20 protein-coding genes and 1 pseudogene are annotated in these 25,196 nt (G+C 57.6%); 9 read left to right on the top strand and 12 right to left on the bottom strand.

Annotated elements, in window-relative coordinates; all coding sequences use genetic code 11:
- Positions 1-200: 200 nt before the first annotated feature.
- From FHX16_RS22185 to FHX16_RS22135, 11 genes are all read right to left on the bottom strand, one after another.
- Complete coding sequence (locus FHX16_RS22185) at positions 201-950, bottom strand: isoprenylcysteine carboxylmethyltransferase family protein (RefSeq protein ID WP_259130416.1); 750 nt, start codon at positions 948-950, stop codon at positions 201-203.
- An 11-nt stretch (positions 951-961) separates the two neighbouring features.
- Positions 962-1,723 (bottom strand): carboxy-S-adenosyl-L-methionine synthase CmoA, encoded by a 762-nt coding sequence (gene cmoA, locus FHX16_RS22180; RefSeq protein WP_183864613.1) that lies wholly within the window; start codon positions 1,721-1,723, stop codon positions 962-964.
- Positions 1,724-2,145: 422 nt separating this feature from the next.
- Positions 2,146-2,547 carry a cupin domain-containing protein gene (locus FHX16_RS22175; protein WP_183864614.1) on the bottom strand — a complete coding sequence of 134 codons (402 nt, stop codon included), beginning with the start codon at positions 2,545-2,547 and terminating at the stop codon, positions 2,146-2,148.
- A 106-nt stretch (positions 2,548-2,653) separates the two neighbouring features.
- The gene (locus tag FHX16_RS22170; protein WP_114712384.1) at positions 2,654-3,112 is read right to left on the bottom strand and encodes a carboxymuconolactone decarboxylase family protein; all 459 of its coding nucleotides are present in this window, start codon (positions 3,110-3,112) and stop codon (positions 2,654-2,656) included.
- Between the two features lie 279 nt (positions 3,113-3,391).
- Positions 3,392-4,327 (bottom strand): MBL fold metallo-hydrolase, encoded by a 936-nt coding sequence (locus tag FHX16_RS22165; protein ID WP_183757183.1) that lies wholly within the window; start codon positions 4,325-4,327, stop codon positions 3,392-3,394.
- Between the two features lie 632 nt (positions 4,328-4,959).
- Complete coding sequence (locus tag FHX16_RS22160) at positions 4,960-5,577, bottom strand: response regulator transcription factor (RefSeq protein ID WP_259130412.1); 618 nt, start codon at positions 5,575-5,577, stop codon at positions 4,960-4,962.
- Between the two features lie 132 nt (positions 5,578-5,709).
- A complete protein-coding gene (locus tag FHX16_RS22155; RefSeq protein WP_259130410.1) occupies positions 5,710-8,205 on the bottom strand; it encodes a PAS domain-containing protein in 2,496 nt (831 codons plus the stop codon).
- A 796-nt stretch (positions 8,206-9,001) separates the two neighbouring features.
- Positions 9,002-9,667, bottom strand: a complete 666-nt coding sequence (locus tag FHX16_RS22150; protein WP_183864616.1) for a nitroreductase — start codon at positions 9,665-9,667, stop codon at positions 9,002-9,004.
- Positions 9,668-9,991: 324 nt separating this feature from the next.
- The gene (locus FHX16_RS22145; RefSeq protein ID WP_183864617.1) at positions 9,992-10,276 is read right to left on the bottom strand and encodes a YciI family protein; all 285 of its coding nucleotides are present in this window, start codon (positions 10,274-10,276) and stop codon (positions 9,992-9,994) included.
- A 130-nt stretch (positions 10,277-10,406) separates the two neighbouring features.
- Positions 10,407-10,628: a hypothetical protein gene (locus FHX16_RS22140; protein ID WP_210296783.1), complete on the bottom strand. Its 222-nt coding sequence runs from the start codon at positions 10,626-10,628 to the stop codon at positions 10,407-10,409.
- A gap of 263 nt (positions 10,629-10,891) precedes the next feature.
- A complete protein-coding gene (locus tag FHX16_RS22135) occupies positions 10,892-11,554 on the bottom strand; it encodes an NADPH-dependent F420 reductase (RefSeq protein WP_183864618.1) in 663 nt (220 codons plus the stop codon).
- 142 nt (positions 11,555-11,696) lie between these two features.
- Here FHX16_RS22135 and FHX16_RS22130 point away from each other — a divergent pair, with 142 nt between their 5' ends.
- Positions 11,697-14,936, top strand: coding sequence for an AAA family ATPase (locus FHX16_RS22130; protein WP_183864619.1), 3,240 nt, complete (start codon positions 11,697-11,699; stop codon positions 14,934-14,936).
- On the opposite strand, the gene FHX16_RS22125 is transcribed toward FHX16_RS22130, so the two are convergent.
- Positions 14,931-16,499: a class I adenylate-forming enzyme family protein gene (locus FHX16_RS22125; RefSeq protein WP_183864620.1), complete on the bottom strand. Its 1,569-nt coding sequence runs from the start codon at positions 16,497-16,499 to the stop codon at positions 14,931-14,933. The two genes, FHX16_RS22130 and FHX16_RS22125, sit on opposite strands and share 6 nt — an antisense overlap.
- Before the next feature lie 403 nt (positions 16,500-16,902).
- On the opposite strand from FHX16_RS22125, the gene FHX16_RS22120 reads away from it, so the two are divergent.
- The 8 genes and pseudogenes from FHX16_RS22120 to FHX16_RS22085 form a co-directional block, all read left to right on the top strand.
- Complete coding sequence (locus FHX16_RS22120; protein WP_183864621.1) at positions 16,903-17,196, top strand: hypothetical protein; 294 nt, start codon at positions 16,903-16,905, stop codon at positions 17,194-17,196.
- Positions 17,193-18,422: a YcaO-like family protein gene (locus FHX16_RS22115; protein WP_259130404.1), complete on the top strand. Its 1,230-nt coding sequence runs from the start codon at positions 17,193-17,195 to the stop codon at positions 18,420-18,422. Before FHX16_RS22120 ends, FHX16_RS22115 begins: the two co-directional genes overlap by 4 nt.
- A complete protein-coding gene (locus FHX16_RS22110) occupies positions 18,406-19,488 on the top strand; it encodes a TfuA-like protein (RefSeq protein WP_183864623.1) in 1,083 nt (360 codons plus the stop codon). The genes FHX16_RS22115 and FHX16_RS22110 overlap by 17 nt, the downstream gene beginning before the upstream one ends.
- A gap of 360 nt (positions 19,489-19,848) precedes the next feature.
- Positions 19,849-20,736: a DMT family transporter gene (locus tag FHX16_RS22105; protein WP_246712769.1), complete on the top strand. Its 888-nt coding sequence runs from the start codon at positions 19,849-19,851 to the stop codon at positions 20,734-20,736.
- Positions 20,737-20,825: 89 nt separating this feature from the next.
- Entirely contained in the window at positions 20,826-21,533 is a 708-nt protein-coding gene (locus tag FHX16_RS22100) for a hypothetical protein (RefSeq protein WP_183864625.1), read from the top strand.
- Positions 21,534-21,619: 86 nt separating this feature from the next.
- Positions 21,620-23,629, top strand: a complete 2,010-nt coding sequence (locus FHX16_RS22095; RefSeq protein ID WP_183864626.1) for an acetyl/propionyl/methylcrotonyl-CoA carboxylase subunit alpha — start codon at positions 21,620-21,622, stop codon at positions 23,627-23,629.
- 84 nt (positions 23,630-23,713) lie between these two features.
- Positions 23,714-24,982, top strand: coding sequence for a hypothetical protein (locus tag FHX16_RS22090; protein ID WP_183864627.1), 1,269 nt, complete (start codon positions 23,714-23,716; stop codon positions 24,980-24,982).
- A 133-nt stretch (positions 24,983-25,115) separates the two neighbouring features.
- Positions 25,116-25,196 (top strand): annotated as a pseudogene (locus FHX16_RS22085) (GNAT family N-acetyltransferase); the annotation flags it as partial.

Raw genomic sequence — 25,196 nt, 5'->3', positions numbered from 1 at the left:
TCGTGGACTGCACGCGACCGCGAAAATCGACAGGATTAATGCTTTGTGGATATCTTCTGCAGGCCACTGCTCGCGGCGCAACGGCGTCTTCAACTGGCTTCGACCTGTAGATGATCTGAGGATCTTTGTACTGGTGCTCGTCTGGCTTCCGGCTCTCTAGTCGGCACCCTCCAGGTCGTCGTCAGCCTCGACTGGCATTTTCAGCGTGCGACAGTCAATTCGTCAAAGACTCCCATTTTTTTCAGCGAGCTCACCAGACCGGTGAGTGCAATTACCCCGACGAAAAGGCCTACAAGCACTATCGCGTAAGAGAGTTCCTGATCGGTTATGGAATCGGCCGCTACCCTGTAAAACTCGGTGGCCAACAGCGCGATCAGCGTTGACGAGATCGTTGAGTAGTCCTTGGCGATAACTCGTCTCATATTGAATGCCATTCCCTCGGTGGACGCCGAGAACGCACTCAGCTTCAGTCCCCATCTGGGGACATCCCGACAATAAGCACTGTAGGCCTCCCCGAACTTGTTAGCGAGGAACTCCTCTTCGGCGTAGACGATGCACTGATAGATAAACCCGAACAGCAAACTTCCGACAACAACGACCACCGGATTGCCGTGGAACAGGAAGAGGCCCGCGTAAATAAGCATGTTTCCCACATACAACGGGTTGCGGCAAACGCCGAACATGCCTTCCGTGACCAGATCGTTGGCATACACGCGCTTATTCAGGCCGCCGCGCTTGATGTAGGCATAGCCGATAACGGTTGCGCGCAGCACCAAACCCGCTAGGACGATGAGCAGTGCAATGATGTCCTTCGTTTGCTCGAGTGCCGCGCTACCCAGAACGGTGGTCGTCGGCGGGGCGGCAATAAACAATGCGACGATGATAAGAGGAAACGCCTGGTTTCGGTACTTAAAAAAGAAAGTCCCGAAGGCGAGCATGAGAATCTTCATGGTCTTTTGTCTCACTTCACCGCGACGATGCCGCAGAAATTGTACCAACGGAAGAATACTTCCGTGCTCTTGAAGCCCACCTCCTTGAGCAACTGGATGTTCTCCTCAAGGCGGTACGGGATGAGGACGTTTTCCAACGCCTCCCGCTTCTTCGATATTTCGATCGAGGAGTATCCGTTACGCCGTTTGAAATCGTAGTAGTGGTCGATGAACAGCCTGTTGAAGGTCGTGTCCTCGCTAGTCAACTTCTCGATCAGCAGCAGGCATCCGTGTTCGTTGAGACCGTCGTAGATCGTCTTCATGACCCGTTCGCGGAAAAGCGGACGTACGAATTGCAGGGTAAGCAGCATCGTCACGACACTGGCGTTCTCCACAGAGAAGCCTCTGTGGAGGTCGCCAGTGACAAGCTCGATCGATCGGTTTGTTCCCGATTCCTCGATCTTCTCAGCCGCCTTCTTGAGCATGTCCGGAGCGTTGTCGATACCGACAAAATCAACGTGGCTGTCGACGAGGTGGTCGAGTGCCAAGAGAGTCGTGGCCGTTGAGCAGCCAATGTCGTAGAGGTTCGACTGGGGCTGGGCAAAATCCCCTGCCAGCTCGCAAACCATCCGCTGCATCTCCCCATAGAACGGAACCGAGCGGCTGACCATGTCATCGAAGACGTTCGCGACGGTGGAATTGAATGAGAAGTCCGCAACAGCATTGCGTTCGTCGGCAAAGACCTCGTCACGCGAATTCGTATGCAGCACAAGACGGCTAGACTGGTCGGTCATATCCGCTCCAAATGTATAGCAATGTCAGATGGGCGTGCTTTTCCCCAAACACACCCGGCGCACCGCGATTTGGTCACAATACTCTGACGGCTACCTGAAAGCGGTTGCCCCTTACAAAAGCGGAGGAAGGAGGCGCCTGAAGGCAAGCCTGCAGGCGAAGGACCAGAGGGAACACGCACACCAACCGAAAGCTACATCGGTGGCAGTGCTGACTATTAAGCTAGGCTGTCCCGCCGTCGATATTGACAACAAGGGAGGGCGATGTGGCGGTGCCGGCAAGCGGTCAACGACAGTAGATCGAGCCGTCTGCGCTATCCGGCCGGGGCCGACGCGGTAGCGCTTGCGTCCCGGGCTGAGCCGACCTCACCTGTTGGCAGCGCAGCGAAGGCTAACATTGCTTAGTGACAGCTGTGGGCCGACAGTTACTCCACCGGCGTGAGAACCGGTGCGCCCTTGTTCTTGAGAAGCAAGACGATGAACTTTGCAGGCTTGGTCGTGCTTGCATTGCGGCCGACCACGTGAATGTCGGATGGGCCTTCGTACCAGGTCTCTCCCGGCGACAAGGTCACTTGCTTTTCTCCCCTCACCTGCATCACGACTGAACCCTCCAGAACGTAGATGAACGCATGTGCGTCGTGTTTGTGAATCGGATCGGAGCCTCCCGGCGGATACTCGACTGATATCATCAGCGCCTCCTTTCCGGGGTAGTCAGGAAGGTCCTTTTTCACAAGCGATGTGACCGTTGCCGCATCGGCGGCGACCGCCAAAGTGCCAAGAGAACAGACCATGCTTGACACGCAGAGCGATAACAAGACTGACTTCATTGTCGTAACCCCTTGTTTGCCGGAGCGCCCCTTGTCCTACAGCGCCCCGTCGTGGCGTCATGGGATGCTTGTGGACGCATGTACATCCACAAACATCGTCGCCGGCTTATTTTCCGACCGCCGCCTGTGGCGTCGTGCGGAAACTGATTCCCATGCGGTTATAGGCGTTCATCAGGCCCGTCGCGAGCGTCAGATCGACGAGTTCGCGTTCGTCGAACACCGCACGCGCGGCTTCGTAGGCGCTGTCGGGAACGCCGGTCTCGGCAACGCGTGTTACGGTTTCGGCCCAGGCAAGGGCCGCCCGCTCACGCGCGTCAAAAAGATTCCCGGCTTCCCTCCATGCCTGCACCAGCGCGATCTTCTCGATCGGTTGCTCCTTCTTCAAGAGGTCGCGTGTGTGCATGTCGAGGCAAAAGGCGCAGTTGTTGATCTGCGATACACGAAGGAAGACAAGATCGACCAGCTCCGTGGGGAGGCTGCTCTGCGTGGTGGCGTAGCCATAGAGTCCGTTGAGGGCTTTCATCCCGGCCGGGGCGATCTGGTTGTAGTCGAGGCGCTTGCTCATTGTTCTTTTCCTTAGATTTTCTGTCGTTGAAAGTGTTGGCGTGTGCCGTCCAGAATTCCAAAAAACCGCGGCGTTTGGTGCAGGTGGTCGGCATAAAATGGCCGCGACAGGGCTGCGCCGGTCAATCCGCTCATGGAATCGACTCTGTTTCCCGTGCGAGGCAAAGGTCGCCTCGGACCCCGCACGAGAAAGCTTGATGTAAAGGCTCGGCGTAAATCGCTTGACGATCTAGTGCTCAAACGCTGTCAAAAGCTGTACCTACACGTCGCCCAGCAGCGGTCAGTAGTCCCAGTACATGGGCGCCCACCGGAATTTATCGCCGTCTACGGCCACGCGCCCCAGCGACGGGAACGGGAGATGGGTAGCCACCAGCAGTTCACCACTCGCCGACAGTTCCCGGAGGAGACCGATCCGAACCCTGGCAGCCTCTTCCGGGTCGTGCTCGAAGCCGTTGTACCAATCGGGATGATCGAAACCGACCGCGAACACGGCGTCTCCGGCAAACGTCAGCGCGTCGTCTCCAGACGCGATGCGGATTACACAGTGACCCGGAGTATGGCCCCCCGTGCGACGCGCGACGACGCCCGGAGCAACGTCCTGCTTCTCGTCAAACAGGCGCAGATAGCTGCGATACTCGGCCAGGAAGCGTTTCGCCGTTGCCGCAAGCGCGGCGGGGAAGCCGTCGGGCATGTTTGTGCGAGTGAAGTCCGGTGCCTCCCAGAACTTGGCCTCGGCGGCGGCGATGTGGATCCGCAGGTCGGGACGAAGCTTTTCCTTGATCCCCTCGACGAGAAGCCCGCCGATGTGATCCATGTGCAAGTGGGTGAGCACAAGATCAGTCACCGTTGTCAGATCGATATCGGCAGCTTCCAGTCGCTTAAGCAGTTGTCCCGCACGCGGCAGGTTCAAATTCGGATCGAGACCCAACCCCGCGTCGAGGAGAACGATTTGATCGCCGCTGCGCACCACGACCGCATTCAGAGCCCAGTCGAACGCTTCGGGAGGCAAGAACTGGTCCGCCATCCAGCTCGCGCGACTAGCGGGATCCGCATTGTGTCCCAACATTTGGGTGGGAAGCGGCAGCACGCCGTCGCTGACAACCATCACGTCGATGTCGCCGATCTTCAGTGCATAGCGAGACGGAACCAGCTCACCTGTAGCGGGCTTACCGGGATGGAAGTTGATTTCTTCGGAAATTTTCTTTTGTACGTTCATTGCGAACTCCTGGTCTATTTGTTTGCTTGCCACCTCCGTCGCGACGGGGGCACACGGTCACGGACTGGCGCTCAATCCCATTGGATTGCTGCTTGTTTGAGCGCTGCTTGGTGACGGCTTTCGACACTCTTGCACACGCCTTCGCGCGTCGTAATCCAAACAAAGGTTTGGGCTGCTCGTCGGACAGCGCGGCGCGCGCGGAACGGCGGCTGGAGGTTGTGACCAACACCAGTCCTTTTTATCCATTGGGACGAAGTAGCTGACGATATCGAGAGGCGTGAACTATTCGAAGCCGGCGCGCCTTGGGAGGGCGCTGACTTCCGGCGGCAGATTAGGCCTTGGCCTTAGCGACGTCCTGAGCCGTCTGATAGCTTTCGATCAGAGCGCCGTAGTTAGGTGCCAACAAGGCATACAACTTGGCGAGATCGGCGGCCTCGGGACGAGCCCACGTGCGGTGAGACCCGGCCACGACAGTGTTCGTCGACGTGGGGATGATGCCAGCCTGCACCAAACGCGCCAGAGGCGATGCAGACTTGCGCTCAACATTCGAAGCGCTGGCCTCCGCCGAATAGTGTCGACATCTGTCACACGCGATCTCGACATGGATGGTCTCGGTGCAAGCCACCCGTCAATCAGGCTTTCTGCAGGCTCTCGACTTTCCGAACAAGATCGGGCAGCGACCGGCTGTGCATTTTTCTCATGACGTTCATACGGTGAAGCTTCACGGTCATCTCTGAAATGCCAAGCTGAAAAGCGACCTGCTTGTTCATCAGTCCGCTAGCGACCGCTTGCATCACTTCCTGTTCCCGTGGCGTCAACGTTCCTGCGAGTTCCTGCAGCCTTTTGTGATCCGCATCCAATTTGCGTCTCTCGCCGTCTGCTCGAATAGCGCGCTCCACGGCATCTAGCAGGTCCTGATTGACGAACGGCTTCGTTATGAAGTCCGTTGCCCCCGCCTTCATCGCAGTGACGGTGGCAGGTACGTCGGCCCGACCAGTCAAAAAGATGACGGGCATCTTGCTGCCCATTGAAATGAGTTGGTTTTGCACGTCGAGACCGGTGCTTCCAGGCATATGCAGGTCGATCACCACGCAACCGGGCGCATTGGTGTTGGCCTGCTCCAGAAATTCTGTTCCGCTCGAAAAGGCGGACGCACGCTTCTTGGCGAACGTGAAGAGATCCAACAGCGACTCCCGCATTCGTTCATCGTCGTCGACGACGTAGATGATGGGTTCGACAGATGAGTTCACGGCGCCTCGCCTATTGTGGCCCTGTCTGACATTAGACGCGCGATCGGCCTAGCCTGGTTGTCATGCGGAGTTACTTCGTGAGGTGATTTTATCACTGGTTTCTGCCTTGTGATGGTAAACGTTGGTTTGGGTTCAGGGCCGGATTGCTGTGTCAGTCATCAAAGTGAAGGTGAATTTCGCGCCGTGCGGCTCAACAGCCTCAGCCCACAGCCGCCCCCCATGCGACTCGATGATGGAGCGGCAGATCGCCAGTCCCATTCCCATGCCTTCAGCTTTGGTGGTGAAAAATGCCTCAAATATCCGCTCCGGACATTCGATGCCACGGCCAGTGTCGCCGATTTCGACACGTACGGCGCCGTCCAAGTGACGAGCACGGACCGTCAATATGCGCCTATCGGAAGTACTATCCATCGCCTCGATGGCATTGCGCATGAGATTGACCAAAACCTGCTGGATCTGGACCTCGTCGAACGTGAGAGCCGGCAAGCCCTCATCGATCACCACGTCCCATCGGACATGGTGACCGGTCGCCTCATCGGCCAAGAGGTCGCACGTTTTGCTGATCACCGACCCTAGGTCCGAGACCGTCCGCGCGTCCACGCCCTGTTTGAACAGCGCGCGGATCCGCGCCACCACGTCCACGGCGGAATCTGCACTCTGAATGACGCGCTCCAGCGTCCCCAATGCACGCTCGACGTTCGGCGGCTCAGACGTCAACCACCTTTGGCAGGCGTCCGAACTCGAAACGAGCGCCGCCAACGGTTGCGCCACCTCATGGGCGATCGATGCGGAGAGTTCGGCAAGGGTGGCCGCCTGACTTGCGCGGGCCAGTTCCACTTGAGCGGCGCGCAGCTTTTCCTGTACCTGGACCTCATCATCGACATCGATGACGAGACCGTACCATTCGGAAATAGTTCCACTTTCATCGCGAAGCGGCTCAAACCTGCTGTCGAGCCAGCGAAACGATCCGTCGCTCGAGCGACGACGGTACCGGAAGGCGAAGGTTTGCCCTGTACTAAGACAATGCGCGGCTGTCCTGGAAACCTTTTCCACATCATCGGGATGAATCAGCGCGCGTGCGGTGGCCAGGAAGTCGGAAAAGTTGGCATCGGCGAACCCGAGTGCATCCGAATACCGCTTATTGATGTAGGTCATCTCACCAGACGGCAGCCAGCTACAGACTTGTATCGGCAGGGCATCGAGCAGTCCGTGGAGATGCCGCTCACTTCGACTGAGCGCATCTTCAGCATTTATCTGGCCGTCTATGTCATGAGAAATCCCATACCATTGGAGGATTCGCCCATCTTGATCCCGGAAAGGTTCCGCGCGCCCCTCCATCCAGCGGTACACGCCGTCTGATCGACGAACCCGGTAACGACTTGAAAAGCTAACTCCGGTGGCAAGGGAGCGCTGCAGTGTTGCTGTGACGCTCTCGATGTCGTCGGGATGGATAACCTGCTCCACATTGAGTTCCAGCGATGCCGTCCCTTCTGTTCGAACGTCGGGGATGGCGAAACCGAGGTAGTCGGTCAGACGCTTGTTGTGGAATATCGGTTGTCCGTCCGGTGCAAGCATCCAGAGCCGGCCCGGAACCATATCGATGAGTTGCGTGAGACTTTGCTCTCGCGCTTTCAGGTCCGACAGGGTCTTTCGCTGTACGTCGATGTCAATCGATGTGCCGTACCATCCAACGATCAGGCCCCCTTTGTTGCGAACCGACCTGGCGGCGCTTCTGGCCCACGCGAAACCAGATTTGCGTCGGATGCGATGTTCGGCGTTGAATGGCTCGCCGGTCCTTATCGAATGAGACCATTTTTCAGCTACCGCATCGTACTCGTCGGGATGAAGCAACTGCTTCCAGGCGATATAGCCATCGTCCAAGGAGCGATTTAGCTCGTCCGGTGTCTTGCCGAGCGTGGCCTGAGCGAACAACGGCAGATAGATCCACCGCCCCTCGGCATCGAACGCCCACCCATTTCCGAACAGCTCCTCGACAACGTGCGCCGCCCGAACCGGTCCCAAACCAGCAGCGTCAAGCCGTTCGCCGTCAATGCACATCGGTTGTTCCTCGTCGGTAGACAGGACATCGACATTCCCGCGCACGCCGTAGGTGGGATCGGTGCGAACTTCGCTCCACACGTAATTGCCATCCTGCTGCCTGAGACGGAATCTCATCACCTGAGGGACGCCAGTCCAAAACGCCCGTGCAGCAGCCTGCTCAGCCGTGGCGCGGTCGTGCGGGTGCATAAGACCCAAAAACTCCGCCGAGGCATCAATCGGCTGGCGTCTTTGTGGACGGCGTCCGGTTCCCTTTCTCACGCGGCCGGACTTGGCGTTGGCTGCGTAGAAAGCCGCAACGGCTAGGAAAGTAAGCGAAAGGAGTGCACCCCATATCGCGGGGCGGCCCGATCCGTGGCTTTCGATGACAAACATTGAGATGGTCACCGCGACGGCGAGGCTCGCGTTCAGAATTTGAACGGTGCTCGTCCGGTCTTGAAAAAAAGCTAGGCCGATCGGGGCCACCATGGCGAACGGTGTCTGTGTCAACCAACACACCGCCAATCCGGCGGCAATGGCCGCGATTCCTACGTTATCGCGCTTCAAGAAAAGCGCTTTGCTGAGGATCATTGCAACTCCTGAGTCCAAACCATCCCACAATTGAACCGCTTGCTCAGCAGGCACATGGTGGTCGACTCTCGCGACTATCGATCGACGCCACTCCTGCACGGAGGACCGGTTAGGATCCCGCGCAGCGTGGCAAGCATCCAATGCGAACGACGTCGGGATGGATTTTCTGACCATTGGATGCGTAGTTCATATATTACGGATGTTTCATGTCCGTAATATGGCGATGAGTCGCGCCCTGTTCCTGTTGTCGGGAAGGATCTAGATAAGTCAGGATGCTGAGCACCGTACCACCTCGCAGCGATCAGCTTCTGCGTGAAGCGCGGCTCTGGCGAGGATTGCGCTGGGAGCCGCTCGAACAGCATACCGATAGAACGCGGCTCCGACTGCGGTTACGGCAATCCTTCGGGCCGCGCGGTGAAGTAGTTGCACTCCGAGAGTATTTTCAAGCTCACACACTCGACCTGACAGTCGCAGGTGCCAGTTGCGCTGGGAACGGCCAGATCGAAACCGCCCCGATCAACAACTCGGGTGAAGAGGTAGGCGTGCTTGAGGTCAAGCATCGGATACTAAGACTTTTCTGTTCAGGTCCGATGGGATCCGAGGGTCACAGTCCGATGGGCTGCCAGACCCGAACCAAAGTTTACTCCTACAATCGCGAAGTCGGGACCGAGCAGGTCTGAACCCCTCGAAAGCCGCGACCGGTGATGTCTCAATTCGGGTGCGGCTTTGCAGCGCCGACCATATTTGCTGTTAAGCTGGTGCTTTTTCGCCAGCGCGGAGACTCCCAAGACGACAGCTAATCTCCGACAAACGTGACCGTCTCATCAAGCTGGACGCGACCCGTCCGCGGAAAGCTCACCGAGGGATCCTCGTACCCGATCGACATGCCACAGTAGAGGATGAGCCCTTCCGGGGGTGAAAGAACCTCCGCGACTGTCTCGCGTACCTGCGACCATGCCATCTGCGGGCAACTATGCAATCCTTCAGCGCGCAGCAGCAGCATGACGGTCTGCAGATACATGCCGACGTCGGCCCATTGCGGACGCCCGAGGCCCTGATCGATGTAGCAGAACAGTGCGGCGGGCGCGCCGAAGCAGTTCCAGTTGGCGATGGCCGCCCGCTGGCGCGCCTCCCAGTCCTCGCGCGCAATGCCCAGCGCGCTGTAGCGCTCACGTCCGAAAGCGGATCGGCGATCCTTGTATGGCGACTTCAAAGTGGCCGGGTACATCTCGTACTGTCGCTCGTCCCACTGGTCGCCGTGGGCCACGCGCTCGACCGCGCACGTCTTGAGTTCGACGAGTGGCGCCCCGGTCAGCACGTAAGTATTCCACGGCTGGATGTTCGATCCGGACGGCGCCCAGGCCGCGGCGGTCAGCACCCGCTCAAGCACCTCCCGTGGGACGGGCTCGTCTTTGAACCCGCGCACCGACCGTCGGCTTGTGACTGCTTCATATACGTCCATGATGATCGCCTCCTTGCGGCTGGCCATTCGCTTCGCCTAACCGCCACGAAGCCTAGTAGCGCGTGCCCAAACCAACCGACAACCCAAACCAAATGTCTAGATCGTCCGCTCGCAAGTACTGGAGGCCGAAGCCTCGAAGCTCGACGGCACGTCGACGGAATTCGCCTCGGTAAAATAGCCCCCAAGCAAATCCGCTGGGACTGGAGATCGTGTCATGTGGCGAACCTCATGGAGCAGCAGCAAGTAGCTCGACCGCTTGGTTTCTTGACCGGAAATGAAGGGCTGTTGATGGCCGGGAGCCAGACTATGCGATCGTCTGGCTCGTCACCGGTTGTCGACCCGCTTGTTGAAGGGATATATGCTGACGCTCCTCCAAACTCCTGCTCTCTTGAATGGATCGTCTTCATTAAAATCAACTACTTCTTGCTTGGTGGTCGCGTCGAAGATGAACAGCGAACCGATCATTGTTTCATGGTCGTCGGCAAGGACGGGACCGGAGACGACTGTTTTCATCGCACCCGTTGACAGGTAGGCCTTGTGGTCATCGTAGTTCGCAAGCCGTTTCGCTTGAGCATTCTCATGATCGAGGCAGTGAACAACATAAAGCACGAACAGCCCTCCCCACTTCTGACAACGCCACCGCCCTCACCGATTGGCTGCCGGTAGCCGGACTTGATGAAACTGCGCTCCCGGGCTGTGGTGACCGCGTCGGCGTCTCAAGGCGCCGACGCGGTTATCGTCAGGCAGCGTCGACGCTGACACGCTCCCGGGACGAGCCAATATAACCGTCGTGCACGTCTTGGGCACGTGCGTACTCCGGCTGGAAGCGCACGTTGGCGTAGTGCGAGTTCTTTTCAGCCTCCTGGGCACGCTTGCCAAGCTCTGCCGTATCGCCAAAGCCCAGTATTTCGCGGGCCAATGCGGTGAGCGGACCGTCTACATGGTACTCCGTCCGCTGCATGGTCAGCAGGTTGATCAGGTAGAGCGGCGTCCTCGCTAGCGTCCACCAGACCGCGGTTGCGCAGGTCTACGGAAGGGCCGCGCGCCGGGATGCATAAAGGGGTGTTCGTGCTGGCAAGCGGTAGGAAGGTTCGATGCCACGGGCGGGAGTCCATCGACGGAAACGGAAATGCGACTTAGATCGACGGCGCCGTTGAGGGACGTCACATAACGATCAGCTTGGGCCGTCGAGCTCATCAAGACAGTCTCCGAACCCTATATAACTCACTGATCGACAGGGGTAGAACTGGCGGCAGCAAGCATTATTGGAGTGAACGCGGTGCCTCGACCCTGAGCATAAGCCAGCTGAATAATTAGCTCAGCCAGTGGCTCGAGGTACCGAGCACATGCAATACCGCCAGTGTCAATGGCATCGTACCCTATATCGCGAACCAGTGCCGCCACCCGCTGCTTCGAGTCGGCATCGTCTCCCGCCAGGAAAACTTGGGGCGTGATGCTCCCGTACGACGAGTCGGCGGACACGACCTCCGCGAAAATGGCATTAAACGCTTTCACGACCTTTGAGTGTGGCGCAAGCCTCTGGCATGTTTCTCCGGCCGAATCCGTATGGCCGATTGTAAGTTGCATATAGTCGGATGTGAGTGGATTGGTGCAATCGACAACGATTTTGCCATCAATGGCTCCCAATCGAGCCAGTGTTTCCGGCAAATTGTCAAATGGAACGGCGATAAAAATCACGTCTGCTTCCGAGACGAAGGAAGCCGCATCTCCTCCGCGGACGCCAAGCTGTTCCGCAGCAGCCTGCCCGGTTTTATGATCCCGAGATCCCAGCAAGACTTGATGCGAGGTTCCTGCAAACCGCTTCGCCAAGGCGCTTCCGACATTGCCCGTTCCCACAATCAGAAGTGTCAATGTTGAACCGGACATTTAAGCCTCACAGCTGTCGACGTATAAACTCAAAAATGTTCTCGACGCCATTGCGCGTCAAGCAGATTCTCTCCGAGAGTAATCGATTCCGTACTATGGTGGCTAAGGCCACAGGATCTGGTTTTCGCGATTGGAGACGCCCATGTCGCTTACGCTCCGACAATGGCTCGAGCAGATAGGCTTACCGGAATATGCCGACCGGTTCGAGGAAAACAACATTGACTTCGGAGTGCTTGGATACCTAACCAGTAGCGATCTTCGCGAAATTGGGGTTAAAGCCGTCGGCGACCGGCGACGATTGATTGTTGCCGCGAAGCAGGTCGGTGCCGAACCGTCTCGGGTTGTTCCTATATCGGATCAAAGTGATCATACGGGAACAGCACCCCGCCAGGCCGGAAGAGCGGAACGACGAAACCTAGCAGTGCTCTTCTGCGACCTTGTAGGTTCCACCCATATGTCGGAACAGCTAGACGCCGAAGAGTTGCGCGACATCGTTGCCGGCTACCAATCGACGTCAGTCAGAGTGGTCCGGAAATATGGCGGGACGATAAGCCAGTTTATGGGCGACGGCGTAATGGCCTATTTCGGGTGGCCCAATGCGCGAGAAAACAACTCAGAAAGCGCCGTTCGGGCGGCGCTTGAGCTCAGCAAGGGGGTCAGAGAACTAGGGCTGTCCTCGCGCATTGGGATTGCCACCGGCTCAGTGATCGTCGGCGATATTCAAGGTGACAATCTCAGCCTCAAGGATCAGGTCGTGGGCCGAACACCCAATCTTGCTGCTCGCCTGCAATCGGAAGCGGAAGCCGACACCGTCGTTGTTACCAATGAGACCCGTGCTGTGGCTGGCGAGGAGTTCGTCTATAGCGACCTTGGCCTTCGGACAATGAAGGGGATTTCATCGTCGGTAAGAATCTGGCGTGTCGATGGAATTAGGCTGCGTGGAACTGTAGAGCGCATTGCCCACTGGGACACGCCCATTTTCGGCCGCGGTGAACAACTCGATGCTTTGATGCGGCTCTGGGACGACGCAAAGATCGGCGGTCAGCGCTCTGTGCTTGTTCAAGGAGAGCCGGGGATTGGCAAGTCGCGCTTGGTCTCCGAAGTACTGACGCACGCGGAACCAGGTCGAGACTCCGTGCTGATGGAATTTCAATGTTCACCCTTCCATAGCCACGAGCCACTGTTTCCGGTGCTCGACCAGCTCCGGCGCTCTGTCCTGCCCGAGGGAAATGTCGGCTCGTCTGCCCCGCTTCAGACGCTCGAAAGAGACGCTAGCCAAGAACGTCGTGACGCCGCCCAAGTCCTCGTCGGGCTCCTCTCAGGTGATCCGGACTTTCATTTTGCCGGACTGACGGCCAGGGGACGGAAGGAAAGGACGTTCGGTGCGATCCGGTCGGTGCTCGATACAATTTCCATGTTTCGAACACTCTTGATCGTCGTGGAGGATCTCCATTGGGCAGACCCGAGTACCCTCGAATTTTTTCAGCGGTTCATTGATGATCCTGCGAGGCGAAACACTCTCGCAGTGTTTACGTGTCGCAGTGAAGCCACGCCGCAACTGTCCGAGATGCGATTCGATGAAGTGGTTGACGTCCCGCGTCTCTCGTACGGCCAAGTGAACCAGCTGATTGAGGCCATCACAGGCAGTGCCGATACACCCGAACCGGTTCGGGCCGCCATCGCGGACCGCTCCGACGGCGTTCCTCTTTATGTTGAAGAACTCGTGAAATCGGTGATGGACGGCGATCAACTGCCTCACGCAAGCCAGGGGCGCGATCTCCATGTGACGTCCATCCCGATGACCTTGCACGACTCGCTCATCGCAAGGATAGACCGGCTACCGATGAAGATGGAAATACCACAGACGGCGGCAGCGATTGGTCGGGAATTTTCTTCCCATGTATTGAAGATGGCGCTTGGGTATCGTGGATCTGAAGTCGATAACGCATTGCGCCACTTGATCAGCGCTCAGGTCGTGAAGGCCGACCAAGGAAGGGCTGGCCATTTCGTTTTCAAGCATTCGTTGATGCGCGATGCGATATACGAAAGCATGCTCTCTAAGGCGAGGAAGGCTGTGCATTGCCAGATCGCTGTCGCCTTGGAGAATACCCATTCGGCAGGCAGGTCACCTCACGTTCTCGCGCATCACTGGGCCTCCGGCGGGAACGACATTAAGGCGTTTGAGTACTACTCGCAGGCAGCCACCCTCGCTAAGGCAAATTTTGCGAATAAGGAGGCCATTTCGTACTTCCGGCAGACGCTGCAACACTTGCGCCTAGCGGAGGACGGTTCGAAGCCGCTCGCGGCCGACCTGAAGATATCGCTGCTTGAACAACTGAGCGAGGTGCTGTTCCTGTCGCACAATATCGACGAAGCGGAATTGGCCCTGCGCGAGGCCATGGAGCTCGCGCCAAACGAGCCCCTTCAAAGGGCCCGCCTGCTCCGAAAGCTGGGGGTAGCTCTCCAACAAGACCGAGATCGGGCGTTGCAAGTACTCGAAGAGGCGGAGCAAGTCCTCAACAAGCTCCCGGATGCTTCGACCGAAGATGCGCTACGCGAGTGGATCGAAGTTCAGCTTTCGAGATGCAACGCCAACTACTGGAGCGGCAACGGCAGCGAGATGAGCAATCTGTTGAACCGAATTTCCCCGAGACTGGATGTCTGCTCAGCCGAACAACTGGCAGAATTCTTCAATCAGTCCGTCCTCCGAGACCTGCGGCTCCAGCGATATCGCACGTCTTTGGCCACCATCAAGCATGCGCGGAACTATGCGAACGCTGCCAAGTTGACCAACAACCTCGCTACCATCTCGTCGTCGTTGTTCATCCTGGGTTTTACATATCTACACAGCAACAAACTCCGGAACGCCGAGCGCACCCTGACCAGCGGAATGCAAGCAGCTCAACGGTCCGGCCACAAGGCGATTGAGCTCCGCTGTCGTGTGTATTTAAGCTTGGCGTTTCGACTGCAAGGTGAGATCGACGCCGCTGTTGCATCAGCCAGGGAAGCAATGGAAACGGCTAGAATCGAGGCGATGTCAGAATATGTCGGTCTCGCCAGCGCAAACCTTGCGTGGGGTCACTGGAGAAGAGGTCGACCGGAGGATGCCCGTTTGGAAGCGGAGCGCGCCCTCCGGGAGTTTGACAAGTCCAAAATTGCGTATCCATTTGAATGGACTGCCCTCCTGGTCTTGTTGACAACTGCCCACGAAGACCGCGATAGGGTGAGAGCACTGTGCTGCCGTCTCTTGCGTGAGACTCAGCAAGAGTTACCAGAACGTGTACGAATAGCGGTAGAGAGACTCTCAGTGAGTTCAGAAGCCGATCAGCCAGCGATAATTCAGCTATTGCTTGCGTCGTGCAGACGGCGAAACCTTCTATGACTTATCGTCTGATGACGCCGGCCTTGAGGCCGCTTCGCTGGTGAAATGCTCGATGATCGCTCGCTTTTGAATCTTCCCAGTCGGCCCCTTTGGGATTTCTGTCCAGATATCGATACACTTTGGGACCTTAAACGCGGCAATTTTATTCCTGCAAAATTCACGCAGTTCGTCTGAAGTAACGGTTTTTCCGGGAACAGTAGTTACGACTGCATGTATGCGCTCACCGTACTGTTCGTCCGGCAAGCCTATCACGGCAACCTCGCTAACCGCGGGATGCTCAGCCAAAGCGTTTTCGATCTCAGTTGGGAAGACGTCGTAGCCCCCGCTCCTAATTCTGAACTTGGCGCGATCGCTGAGATAAACGTAGCCGGCCTCGTCTCGGCTTGCTAGGTCACCGGTATATATCCACCCATCCTTTATGACCTCAACGTTCTTCTCCGGCGCGTTCCAGTAGCCTGAGAACTGCGTGTCGCTACGGACTATAAGCTCACCCGTCTCGCCGGGCGGAAGTGAGCAGCCATCTCCATCCACGACTTTGACATCGACGAACGGCAAAGGCTTCCCAGCGGAAGCCAGTATCTCCGGGCGAGTGGTGATGCCAAGCTCGTGATCTGACGGAAACAGCATCATCGACATGCCCATCAGCTCCGTAGTGCCGAACATCTGTAGAAACGGCCTGCCAAAAGCCTTCATGGCTTTCTTGATCGTCTTGGGAGGGAGCGGAGAAGCGCCGTAGCCGAACAATCGCATCGAACTCATGTCAGTGCGTTCCAACATACTCGATTCGAGCAGCGAATTCAGCATTGTGGGAACGAGGACGACATTGGTTGTGTGTTCGCGCCCGATCAAAAAAAGCGCATGTTCCGCCGACCAGGGGCCGACAATCACGGTGGCTGCAGCATGGAACAGGTTGCGGACCATATGCATCAATGGGACGCCGGCCGCAGGCATCGTGTGCAGCCAGCGAGTCGATGGATCAATCCCTTCCAACATGGCGGTGTATAAGATCGACTGAAGGAAGGCCCCATGCGGATAGACAGCTCCTTTGGGAAGCCCTGTCGATCCCGTGGTGTAAGCAATCATCGCAGTCGGATGTGGGGTTTGGACAAGTTCTGGCTGATCACTTTCGGCAGCGATCAGCCTTTCGTATTCACTGGCCGGTGATCCGAACTCGATAATACGCGCCTCGCCTCGGCCTGCCGGCATCGCGAACGCTGCTTTTTCCGCCTGATCAAGATAATCGCGATGAACAAAGATCACTGTAGGGGTGCAATCCGCGACAAGCGCTGCGATTTCCGGCTGAGTGAGACGAGGGTTCAGACCAACCCTTACCGCTCCGATCTTCATGCATGCACCGAATGTCTCCGCGACTTCGATGCAGTCGGCTGACAGTATAGCGACGCGATCACCGGCGGCAGCTCCCAAACGACGCGTAGCGAAGCCTAGTGCATCAGTACGGGAATGGAATTCGTGCCAACTGCGACGCCGGTCCGCTTCAACGAATGCGTCCTTGTGGCCCCAATATAGACCGTTGCGACGGATCAGTTCCCCAAAAGTGAGCATACTTCCTCCCATTTGAAGGCCAGCTTCTCGTTCATTTCACGTGGCGCTATGCCGAAGCAACATGGTCAATCGCTGCAAATGATGAGACATCGAGATTTATATTAGATAGGCGAAATGTAGTACTTGCCAATCGCAGCTGTCGGGCGCAATCTCAGGATACTCAACGTGAAGACGTGCGCAAGCCAAGCATAGCCCAAGATTCCAACCGCTTGTTACAGCGCGTGGAAACGACTACCGAAAGTAGTGTGAGGCGAAGCATCTCGAAATAGACTGCGCGTTGATCTAAGGCAGTAGCCCGTTCAACCCGGTAATCTTTGACGTTTCATCCGACTTTGGAATCCCCTTTGACAATACGAGCGATGCTCAAGATCAGTATCAAGGTTCGCAAGGGAGAGAGGAAGCTATGTCTCAAGATGAAAACAACGAAAGCTTTAACCACGATCTCATAATCGCCAACGGTGATGGAACTGTGCTGTTTATTCCACGGGATGTTTGGGATCGTGACGAATACCGCATCGACACGGCGACGTTCTGGTCCCATGAAGGTTGGGAGGTTGTTCGCGATCTTCTGCAGTGCGGCGTATTGCTCGCAGCCGTTCCCAACAAGCTGCCACCAGATAAGCCAAAGCCTCTTGGCACCTGCTGGCTCGTGAACATAGAAGGCTTGAAGCAGTCTACAAAGTTCCATGTTCGGTGACGGCGGAAGCTATAGAAGCGCGGTCACGTACTCGCTTTATACGCGAGATTCACCCCGCTGAGACCCTGGCCAGGATGATTCCATTCTTGCGCGAAATCGGTGTTTCGCGCATAGCCGATATTACCGGTCTCGATTCCATCGGATTGCCTGTTGCTGTCGCCTACAGACCAAACGCTCGTTCGCTTGCAACGTGTCACGGCAAAGGCGGAACACTGACCGAGGCGAAGACTTCCGCCGTGATGGAGGCACTTGAACGCCACTGCGCCGAGAACCCCAAAATCGATCTGAGATATGCATCCTTCAATGAACTGTTCGATGAAGGCCGAGTGGTTGATTTGGATATCCTGCCCAGAATCTTTGAAGCGCTTCCGTCCAAAAACCGGCGCACCCTGTGGACCAGCGCGACAGGCATGATCAGCGGTGAGAAAATATGGGTCCCATTTGAGACAGTTCATCTGGACTATGCCCTACCGCTTCCGGCAAACCTTGAATGCTTGCTGATTGGGTCGGGAGGACTGGCATCTGGGAACACGATCAAGGAAGCTGCGGTCCATGCGATAGCCGAATTGATCGAGAGGGATGCCCTCACCTTGTGGCGGTCCAGAGGCCCGGGGGTACCGGCAACGGCCGTCGATTTGGAATCGGTCAATGACCCGTGGTGCTTTGACGTGCTGAACACACTCCGCCGGTCTGGCACGAGAACCGATGTGTGGGATATGACGAGTGATCTTGGCGTACCTGCGTTCTTTTGCGAGATACGGTCCGATCATTGCACTTCCCGGAGCGTGGGTCCTGCTGCCGGCAGCGCATGCCATCCGATAAGTGTGATTGCGCTAGGGAAAGCAATTCTAGAGGCAGTCCAAAGCAGATTGACGATGATTTCTGGAACGCGGGATGACCTGACACGTGAAATGTTCCTGCACGGCCCCCCACGGCCCCCATCTAACGAAGCAACAACCCGCGCAGCCAAGGCCTTTGCCGACATTCCAAGTGCTCCGGATTTCGCCAGCATCGACGACGCGCTCGACCACCTCTTGGAAAGAATGAAACTTGCTGGGATCGACGAACCTCTTATGATTGATCTATCCCATAGCGGCATTCCTGCTGCAGTGGTGCGTGTTATTGTGCCCGGGCTTGAAGGTTCGTGCGACGCGCCCGGTTATGTAGCGGGAAAACGTGCGAGGCAATTGGTCGCCTTCGGAGGTGGCGATGGCCACCACAACTAACAAAGTACCGGTGTTTGTGGGCCCATCGCTTGGACGTGATCGTCCGGCATATCACGGTGTCGATTTCGACTACCGCCCGCCTGCCGCGCAAGGGGACGTCATAGCGGCTGCCGTCGATGGTCCAAGAGCCATCATTTTGATCGACGGCTATTTCGAGCACGTGCCTGCAGTACACCACAAGGAGATATTGTGGGCGATTGACAATGGAATTGCGGTATATGGGGCTGCTTCAATCGGGGCTCTCCGCGCCGCAGAATTGAGCCGCTTTGGCATGGTCGGCGTAGGGGTGATCTTCGAGTGGTTCGAGTCGGGAGAGCTCGAGCGCGACGACGAAGTCGCGTTGGTCCATGGACCGGAGGAACTATACTATGAGCCGCTTTCGGAGCCACTCGTAAACATTCGATCGACCTTGTCGTCTGCTGTGTGTTCCGGGGTGGTCGAGAACGACTTTGCCGACTTCTTGATTGATCGCGCCAAGTCGACCTTCTATCCAGAACGCAGCTTCCGGCGACTGTTGGGCGGGCTGGACCGCAAGGCAGATCGCGCCAGCGCGGAGAGGTTGGCAAGCTGGTTGCCGAGTGGACGGTTGGATCAAAAGCGAATCGACGCGATGGCATGCCTCGATCGAGCGACCGCCGACCTTCAGCAGTTGTCTAGTGAGAACCGACGCGCGAGTTCGGAATTCGTCTTTACGGACGCGTTTGCGCAGCTTGTACAATGCACAGCAGCAACAATGCCGCTCGGGAACAGCAGTGCCGATGGCTTGATCCAGTTGTGTTCGCATACGGCCGCGGGGTTAACCGCATCAGCTGCCATAGGCGCGGCTGCTTTGGCGATAGACCGGGCTACCCAGGGTCCAGTCCCTGTTCACTCGCTCAGTGAGGCCGTCAACTGCTTCCTCGAGCAAGTGCCACAAGCCGATATCGGACCTTGGATGAAATCCCGCAATCTCGATATCGATACTTTGTCCCGCATGCTGGAGGAGCTGGCTCGCGTCGAACGGTCCTCTGATGAAGCGGAACAGTTGGTTCACCGACTAGTTCATTCCAGGCTAAAAATGAGTTAGCACCTTCCGCTCGTGGGCGAGAGTTCGCGAACCCCACATTTCCGTGCTTCACTTGGGATCGCAATTTTGTTCCGATTGGTGCACCAACGATCCCTTCGATGGCCTCCAGCGGTGTTCTTATTTCAGCTTCCGTTGAAAATGATTCATCTACAACGAATCTGGATAGATTCCTGACGCGCTTATGACCTGCCGCCCGAGGAACAGTTTTCCCGCTCGTGGGCGGTCGAGCGATTTAGTTCCGTCGCCAGATGCTCCCTTCACCAAGCGGGCAACTTTCGGTATAGCCGCCTGAACCCGAATAGAATCTCACCGATGCGCAATCCCCCGGAACACCAAAATCCTCTGCAGGGCATGGCCCTGATGGCTGGCGCTATGCTCGTGCTGCCGGCGATGGATGCAATTGCCAAATACATGGCGACCTTCGAGTCCATGTCGCCCGGCCAGGTGACGTTCTACCGGTTCTTTTTCCAGCTGGTCTGTACGCTTCCGTTTCTGTTCGTAATCTTCGGTCGCAAGGCGCTGCATGCAAAGCGCCCCTGGATGAATCTGTTGCGGGGCATCCTCCATGGCGCAGCCAGTCTGCTTTTCTTCGTTGCCGTGAAATACATGCCGCTTGCGGATGTGTTTGCGATCTATTTCGTCGAGCCCCTGATGCTCACCGCACTCTCGGCAATCTTCCTTGGCGACAAGGTCGGCTGGCGACGATGGATGGCAATTGTCGTCGGGTTTGGTGGCGCGATGATCGTCATCCAGCCGAGCTACGAGATCTTTGGCCTCAAGGCGCTCCTGCCCGTTTTCTGCGCGTTTCTCTATTCGCTTTACCTCTTCCTGAACCGCGCAATCGGGAACGCCGATTCGCCGCTGACGATGCAGACCATGGCGGGCATTGGCGGCACGGCCTTCATGGCGGCGGCCCTGATGGTGGGCAATGGGCTCGGAGTTGGTGATTTCCAGCTTTCCCTGCCCTCCTCCGCGTTAGCTCTCGCTTTGCTGCTGATCCTTGGGACGATTTCTGGCTATGCCCATATGATCATCGTACGAGCTTTCCGGCTGGCGCCTCTGTCGCTGCTTGCACCCTTCCAATATTTCGAGATCATCTCTGCGACGGTGCTCGGCTATGCGCTGTTCGGCGACTTCCCGAACCTTTCGAAGTGGATCGGCATCGCGATCATCGTCGCATCAGGCCTCTTCATCATCTGGCGGGAGCGCCGAGCAGGCGCCACCGTTAAAAATGTCGTGACCGATTGAGCACGGCGTTAACACTGCTTATTGAGGGATCATCAATTCGCTCGCGGTAGAACGGCCTTCGGCCTCATGATGAGGTTCTGGAGACAAAAATGAGCGAATTCCGTCTCGCTTTTCCGGCCTGTGTGATTGCCGGGAAGCATCGGCTGACGGCCGAAGATATCAGTCTGTTGCGCAAGCACACCTTCCCGGAAGGGATACGTACCTCGGACGACGTGGTCGCGATGCTGGCGCTGAACAATTCCTGCCCAGAGAAATGCCCGGAGTGGAACTGCTTCTTCGTCGAGCAGCTCGCGGATTTCATCGTCAATTACACCTACCCGCAGGGGTCTCTCGACGAGATAAACGTGGCCTGGCTTATGCGCATGGTCTCGACCGACGGCGTGGTCAACTCGGCCCTTGAGCTAGAGCTGGTTCTGCACGCAATGGAGATTTCCGCGAATGTGCCGGATGAACTGCGTGCCTTCGCGCTCGATCAGCTGCGTCTCGCACTGACAGAAGGCATTGGCGGCTACAAGCTGTCGCGCACAGTTGACCGCAGAGGCATCACCCGTCAGGACATCGACTATGTAACGCGGGTTCTCCGTGGCACAGGCGATGCTGGCGTCATCCATGCTCAGCCGCTGACCTGGAGCGTGCTGATGCAAATCGCCGAGGAAACGCTCCCAGCCGGAAATCATCCGCGTTGGGCTGACATCCTCGCGGCGCTCCATCTCGTCGAGTATGCCGGGCCCCCACGGCGAAGCCGCTGGCTGAGGATCGTCGACGATACCTTCGGAAGCGAAACTGCCGTCGCCTGACATCCACTGATATTCTTTACGCCGATTGTACGTTCCGGGGTTTTATGCGTAAAAACTCCGGAACGCATGTTTTGGGTGGAGTCTTCATGTTCAAGAAAATCCTGATCGCGAATCGCGGCGAGATCGCTTGCCGCGTCATCAAGACCGCGCGCCGCATGGGAATTGCAACAGTTGCGGTTTATTCGGATGCGGATCGGGATGCTCTCCACGTGGAAATGGCGGATGAAGCCGTTCACATCGGTCCCGCGGCTGCCGCCGAAAGCTACCTCGTGGCGGACAAGATCATCGCCGCGTGCAAGCAAACTGGCGCGCAAGCAGTCCATCCCGGCTACGGTTTCCTCTCCGAGCGGGCGTCGTTTTGTGAAGCGCTGGAGAAGGAAAGCATCGTCTTCATCGGTCCGAAGCCGAAAGCGATCATGGCGATGGGCGACAAGATCGAGTCGAAGAAGTTCGCCAACGCCGCCAATGTCTCCACCGTTCCTGGCTATCTCGGTGTGATCGACGATGCGCAGCACGCAGAGAAGATTGCTGCCGAGATCGGCTATCCCGTTATGATCAAGGCATCCGCCGGCGGTGGCGGCAAGGGCATGCGCATCGCCTGGAGCGAAGCGGAAGTGCGCGACGGCTTCGATAGAGCGCGTTCCGAGGCGAAAAGCTCCTTTGGCGACGATCGCGTGTTCATAGAGAAATATGTCGTCGAGCCGCGTCACATCGAGATCCAGGTACTTGCGGACGCACATGGCAACGTCGTCTATCTCGGCGAGCGTGAGTGTTCGATCCAACGCCGTAACCAGAAGGTCGTCGAAGAAGCGCCCTCGCCTTTCCTGGATGCTACGACACGTGCGGCGATGGGCGAGCAATCTGTGGCGCTCGCCCGCGCGGTGGACTATCAGAGCGCCGGCACGGTGGAGTTCATCGTCGATCGCGACCGGAACTTCTATTTTCTGGAAATGAACACACGCCTGCAGGTCGAACACCCGGTGACGGAACTGGTCACTGGCATCGACCTGGTCGAGCAAATGATCCGCGTCGCGGCCGGTGAAAGGCTTCCGTTCGCGCAGAGCGACATAAAGCTGAATGGCTGGGCAATTGAGAGCCGGTTGTATGCCGAGGATCCCTATCGCAATTTCCTGCCCTCGATCGGTCGCCTGACGCGATATCGTCCGCCTGCCGAAGGCCGGTCCGGGAACGCTATCGTGCGCAACGATACGGGTGTCTTTGAGGGCGCAGAGATTTCGATGTACTACGACCCGATGATCGCAAAGCTCTGTACCTGGGCGCCGACACGCCTGGAGGCGATCGAAGAGATGGGCGAGGCACTGGATGGCTTCGTTGTCGATGGGATCGAACACAACGTCCCCTTCCTTGCGGCACTGATGAAGCACCCCCGCTGGCGTGAGGGACGTCTGTCGACGGGCTTCATCGCCGAGGAGTATCCGAACGGATTTTCCCCCGCGACGCCGGATGCCGACCAAGAGGGCTTTCTCGCGGCAGTCGCACTTTCGGCGTCCCTGATCGAGTCCAGCCGCAGGGAGCGCTTCGCCGATCGATTGCGTGCCCAATCCGGCGCTAGCCGGGAAGAATGGACAGTGAGGCTGGGCGACAGCTATGTGGATGCACGGCTGGTGGACGGTCTCGTGACAATTCCATTCGACATGGATATCGAGATCGGAGGCAAGGTTTCGAACATTGTCACTGATTGGCGAGCTGGCGACGCCGTTTGGCACGGCAAGATCGCCGGCCAAAGCGTAATTGCGCAGATCCGCCCGGTTCTCAACGGCCTTCGGCTGGACTGGCAAGGCATATCGCTGAAAGCCAAGGTGCTGACGCCGCGTCATGCCGCACTTGAGAAGCTGATGCCGGTCAAGCTTCCGCCGGATACGTCGAAGCTCCTGCTCTGCCCGATGCCCGGACTCGTGGTCTCGATAGCCGTGGTCGAAGGCCAGGAAGTCAAGGCAGGTGAAACGCTGGCTGTCGTCGAGGCCATGAAAATGGAAAACGTGCTGCGCGCGGAACGCGATCTTGTCGTCAGTAAGATAAATGCCAAGCCGGGAGAGAGCCTGGCGGTCGACGCGGTGATCCTCGAGTTTGCCTGACACGGTCGCCGCGGCAGTTAACTTTTGTTAACCGCCGGCTGCCTATGGTGAGCCCCCTGGCAGGACGCCGGGCGGAGGTAGCTAATGACGGCGCTCCAATCGGCAATCCTTTTGCTGATCATAAATCTAGGCCTTCTCTGGCTTTTGATGCGCGCTCCGCTTGGGCGCAGAACCATCCGCCTCAGCCGGCTCTATCAATGTGCTCCCGATATATTGTGGAAGGCGATGCATCCCGCCGGTCCTGATGCTTCCTGGCACCATTCGGTGATCAGCAGTCGCGCGCTTGTTGATCGCGGCGGCGTTGTGGAGCAGATCTATCGGCATCTCGACAAGAACGGCGCCCCGTCGCGCAGGCTCATCGTCCTCGAGCCATTGCCGCGCGTTGCGACGAATGCGCATGGGTTCCAGTCGCGCATCATCGACGACAGCACGCTGGATCCCGCGTTCTGGAATCACTACCGGGAGCGCCGCATCATTCGGCCGACACCCGAGGGCGCGCTGCTGGAAATCGAGCAGACCGACCGTTATCGCGGATTGGCCTTTCTCCTGTTTCGCTATTTTGTTCTTCGCCGTGAAATGCAAGCGTTGGACGAATGGTTGAAAACGGGCGAGTCTTTGCCGCAGGGCTATTTCGAGTTGCCCTTGGTGCAAGGTGGACTTGCGGTTCTGTCGACGTTGCTGCTGTGGCCGTTCTTCGGGCTCAACGCCGGTGGCCTGATGCTCTCGACCTTCCTGACGTTGGTGATTGCGTTGCATGAGCTTGGGCACATGGCGGCCTACCGTATGTTCGGCCACGCATCCGTGAGGATGATCTTTGTGCCCTTTCTGGGCGGCATCGCCATCGGCGGCAGGCCGTACCGGTCGCTATTCGAAGTGGCGACCTGCGCGCTGATGGGCGCGGGCATGTCAGCGTTTCTGGTGCCGATTCTTGCGGTTGCCACGCAGCTTTCCGAAGCGGGATTGCTGCCTTTCGCATCGCGTGCGCCCCTGCTCGTCTTCATTCTGATCCTCGGTGCCTTCAATCTACTGAATCTGCTGCCGATGCATCGTTTCGACGGAGGTCAGGTTCTCCGGCAAATCTTCCGCACGAGAACGTCGCAGATCGCCGCCAGTTTCGTCGTGACAGTGTGCATCCTGGGGATCGGATTCGAGATCGGTCTGCCTGCGAAAATGCTGACGGTCGGTCTGCTCGTCTTCACGCTTGTCAGCCTCGTCAGTGGCGGGTCTGTCAAGCCGCGCCAGATGCTCGAAGAGATGAAGGATGGCGAGCGTATGCTGGTTGCTTTCGGTCTTTACGCGGCGATTGCCGTTCATGGCTATGCCATTATTTTCGCAACCGAAAACCTCTTCTGACGCACGCTGTGCAGTGGCTGACGCAATCAGTCCATTCGAAGCTGAAACGTCCACTCAAGGACAGTTTTTCCTTGAGCCTGCCGCGCCGTGCATGCAAAGGTCCGTGCAATCAAATCAGCAGGAGACACTCGACATGGACGTTCGCGCCGCCGTTGCCGTTGAGGCTGGCAAGCCTTTGGAAGTGATGACCGTGCAGCTGGAGGGACCGCGGGCC

The sequence above is a fragment of the Rhizobium sp. BK661 genome (assembly GCF_024808825.1).
Taxonomy (GTDB): Bacteria; Pseudomonadota; Alphaproteobacteria; order Rhizobiales; family Rhizobiaceae; genus Rhizobium.
The sequence above is the reverse complement of the archived record's forward strand: the minus strand, read 5'-3'. Positions and strand labels throughout refer to the sequence as shown.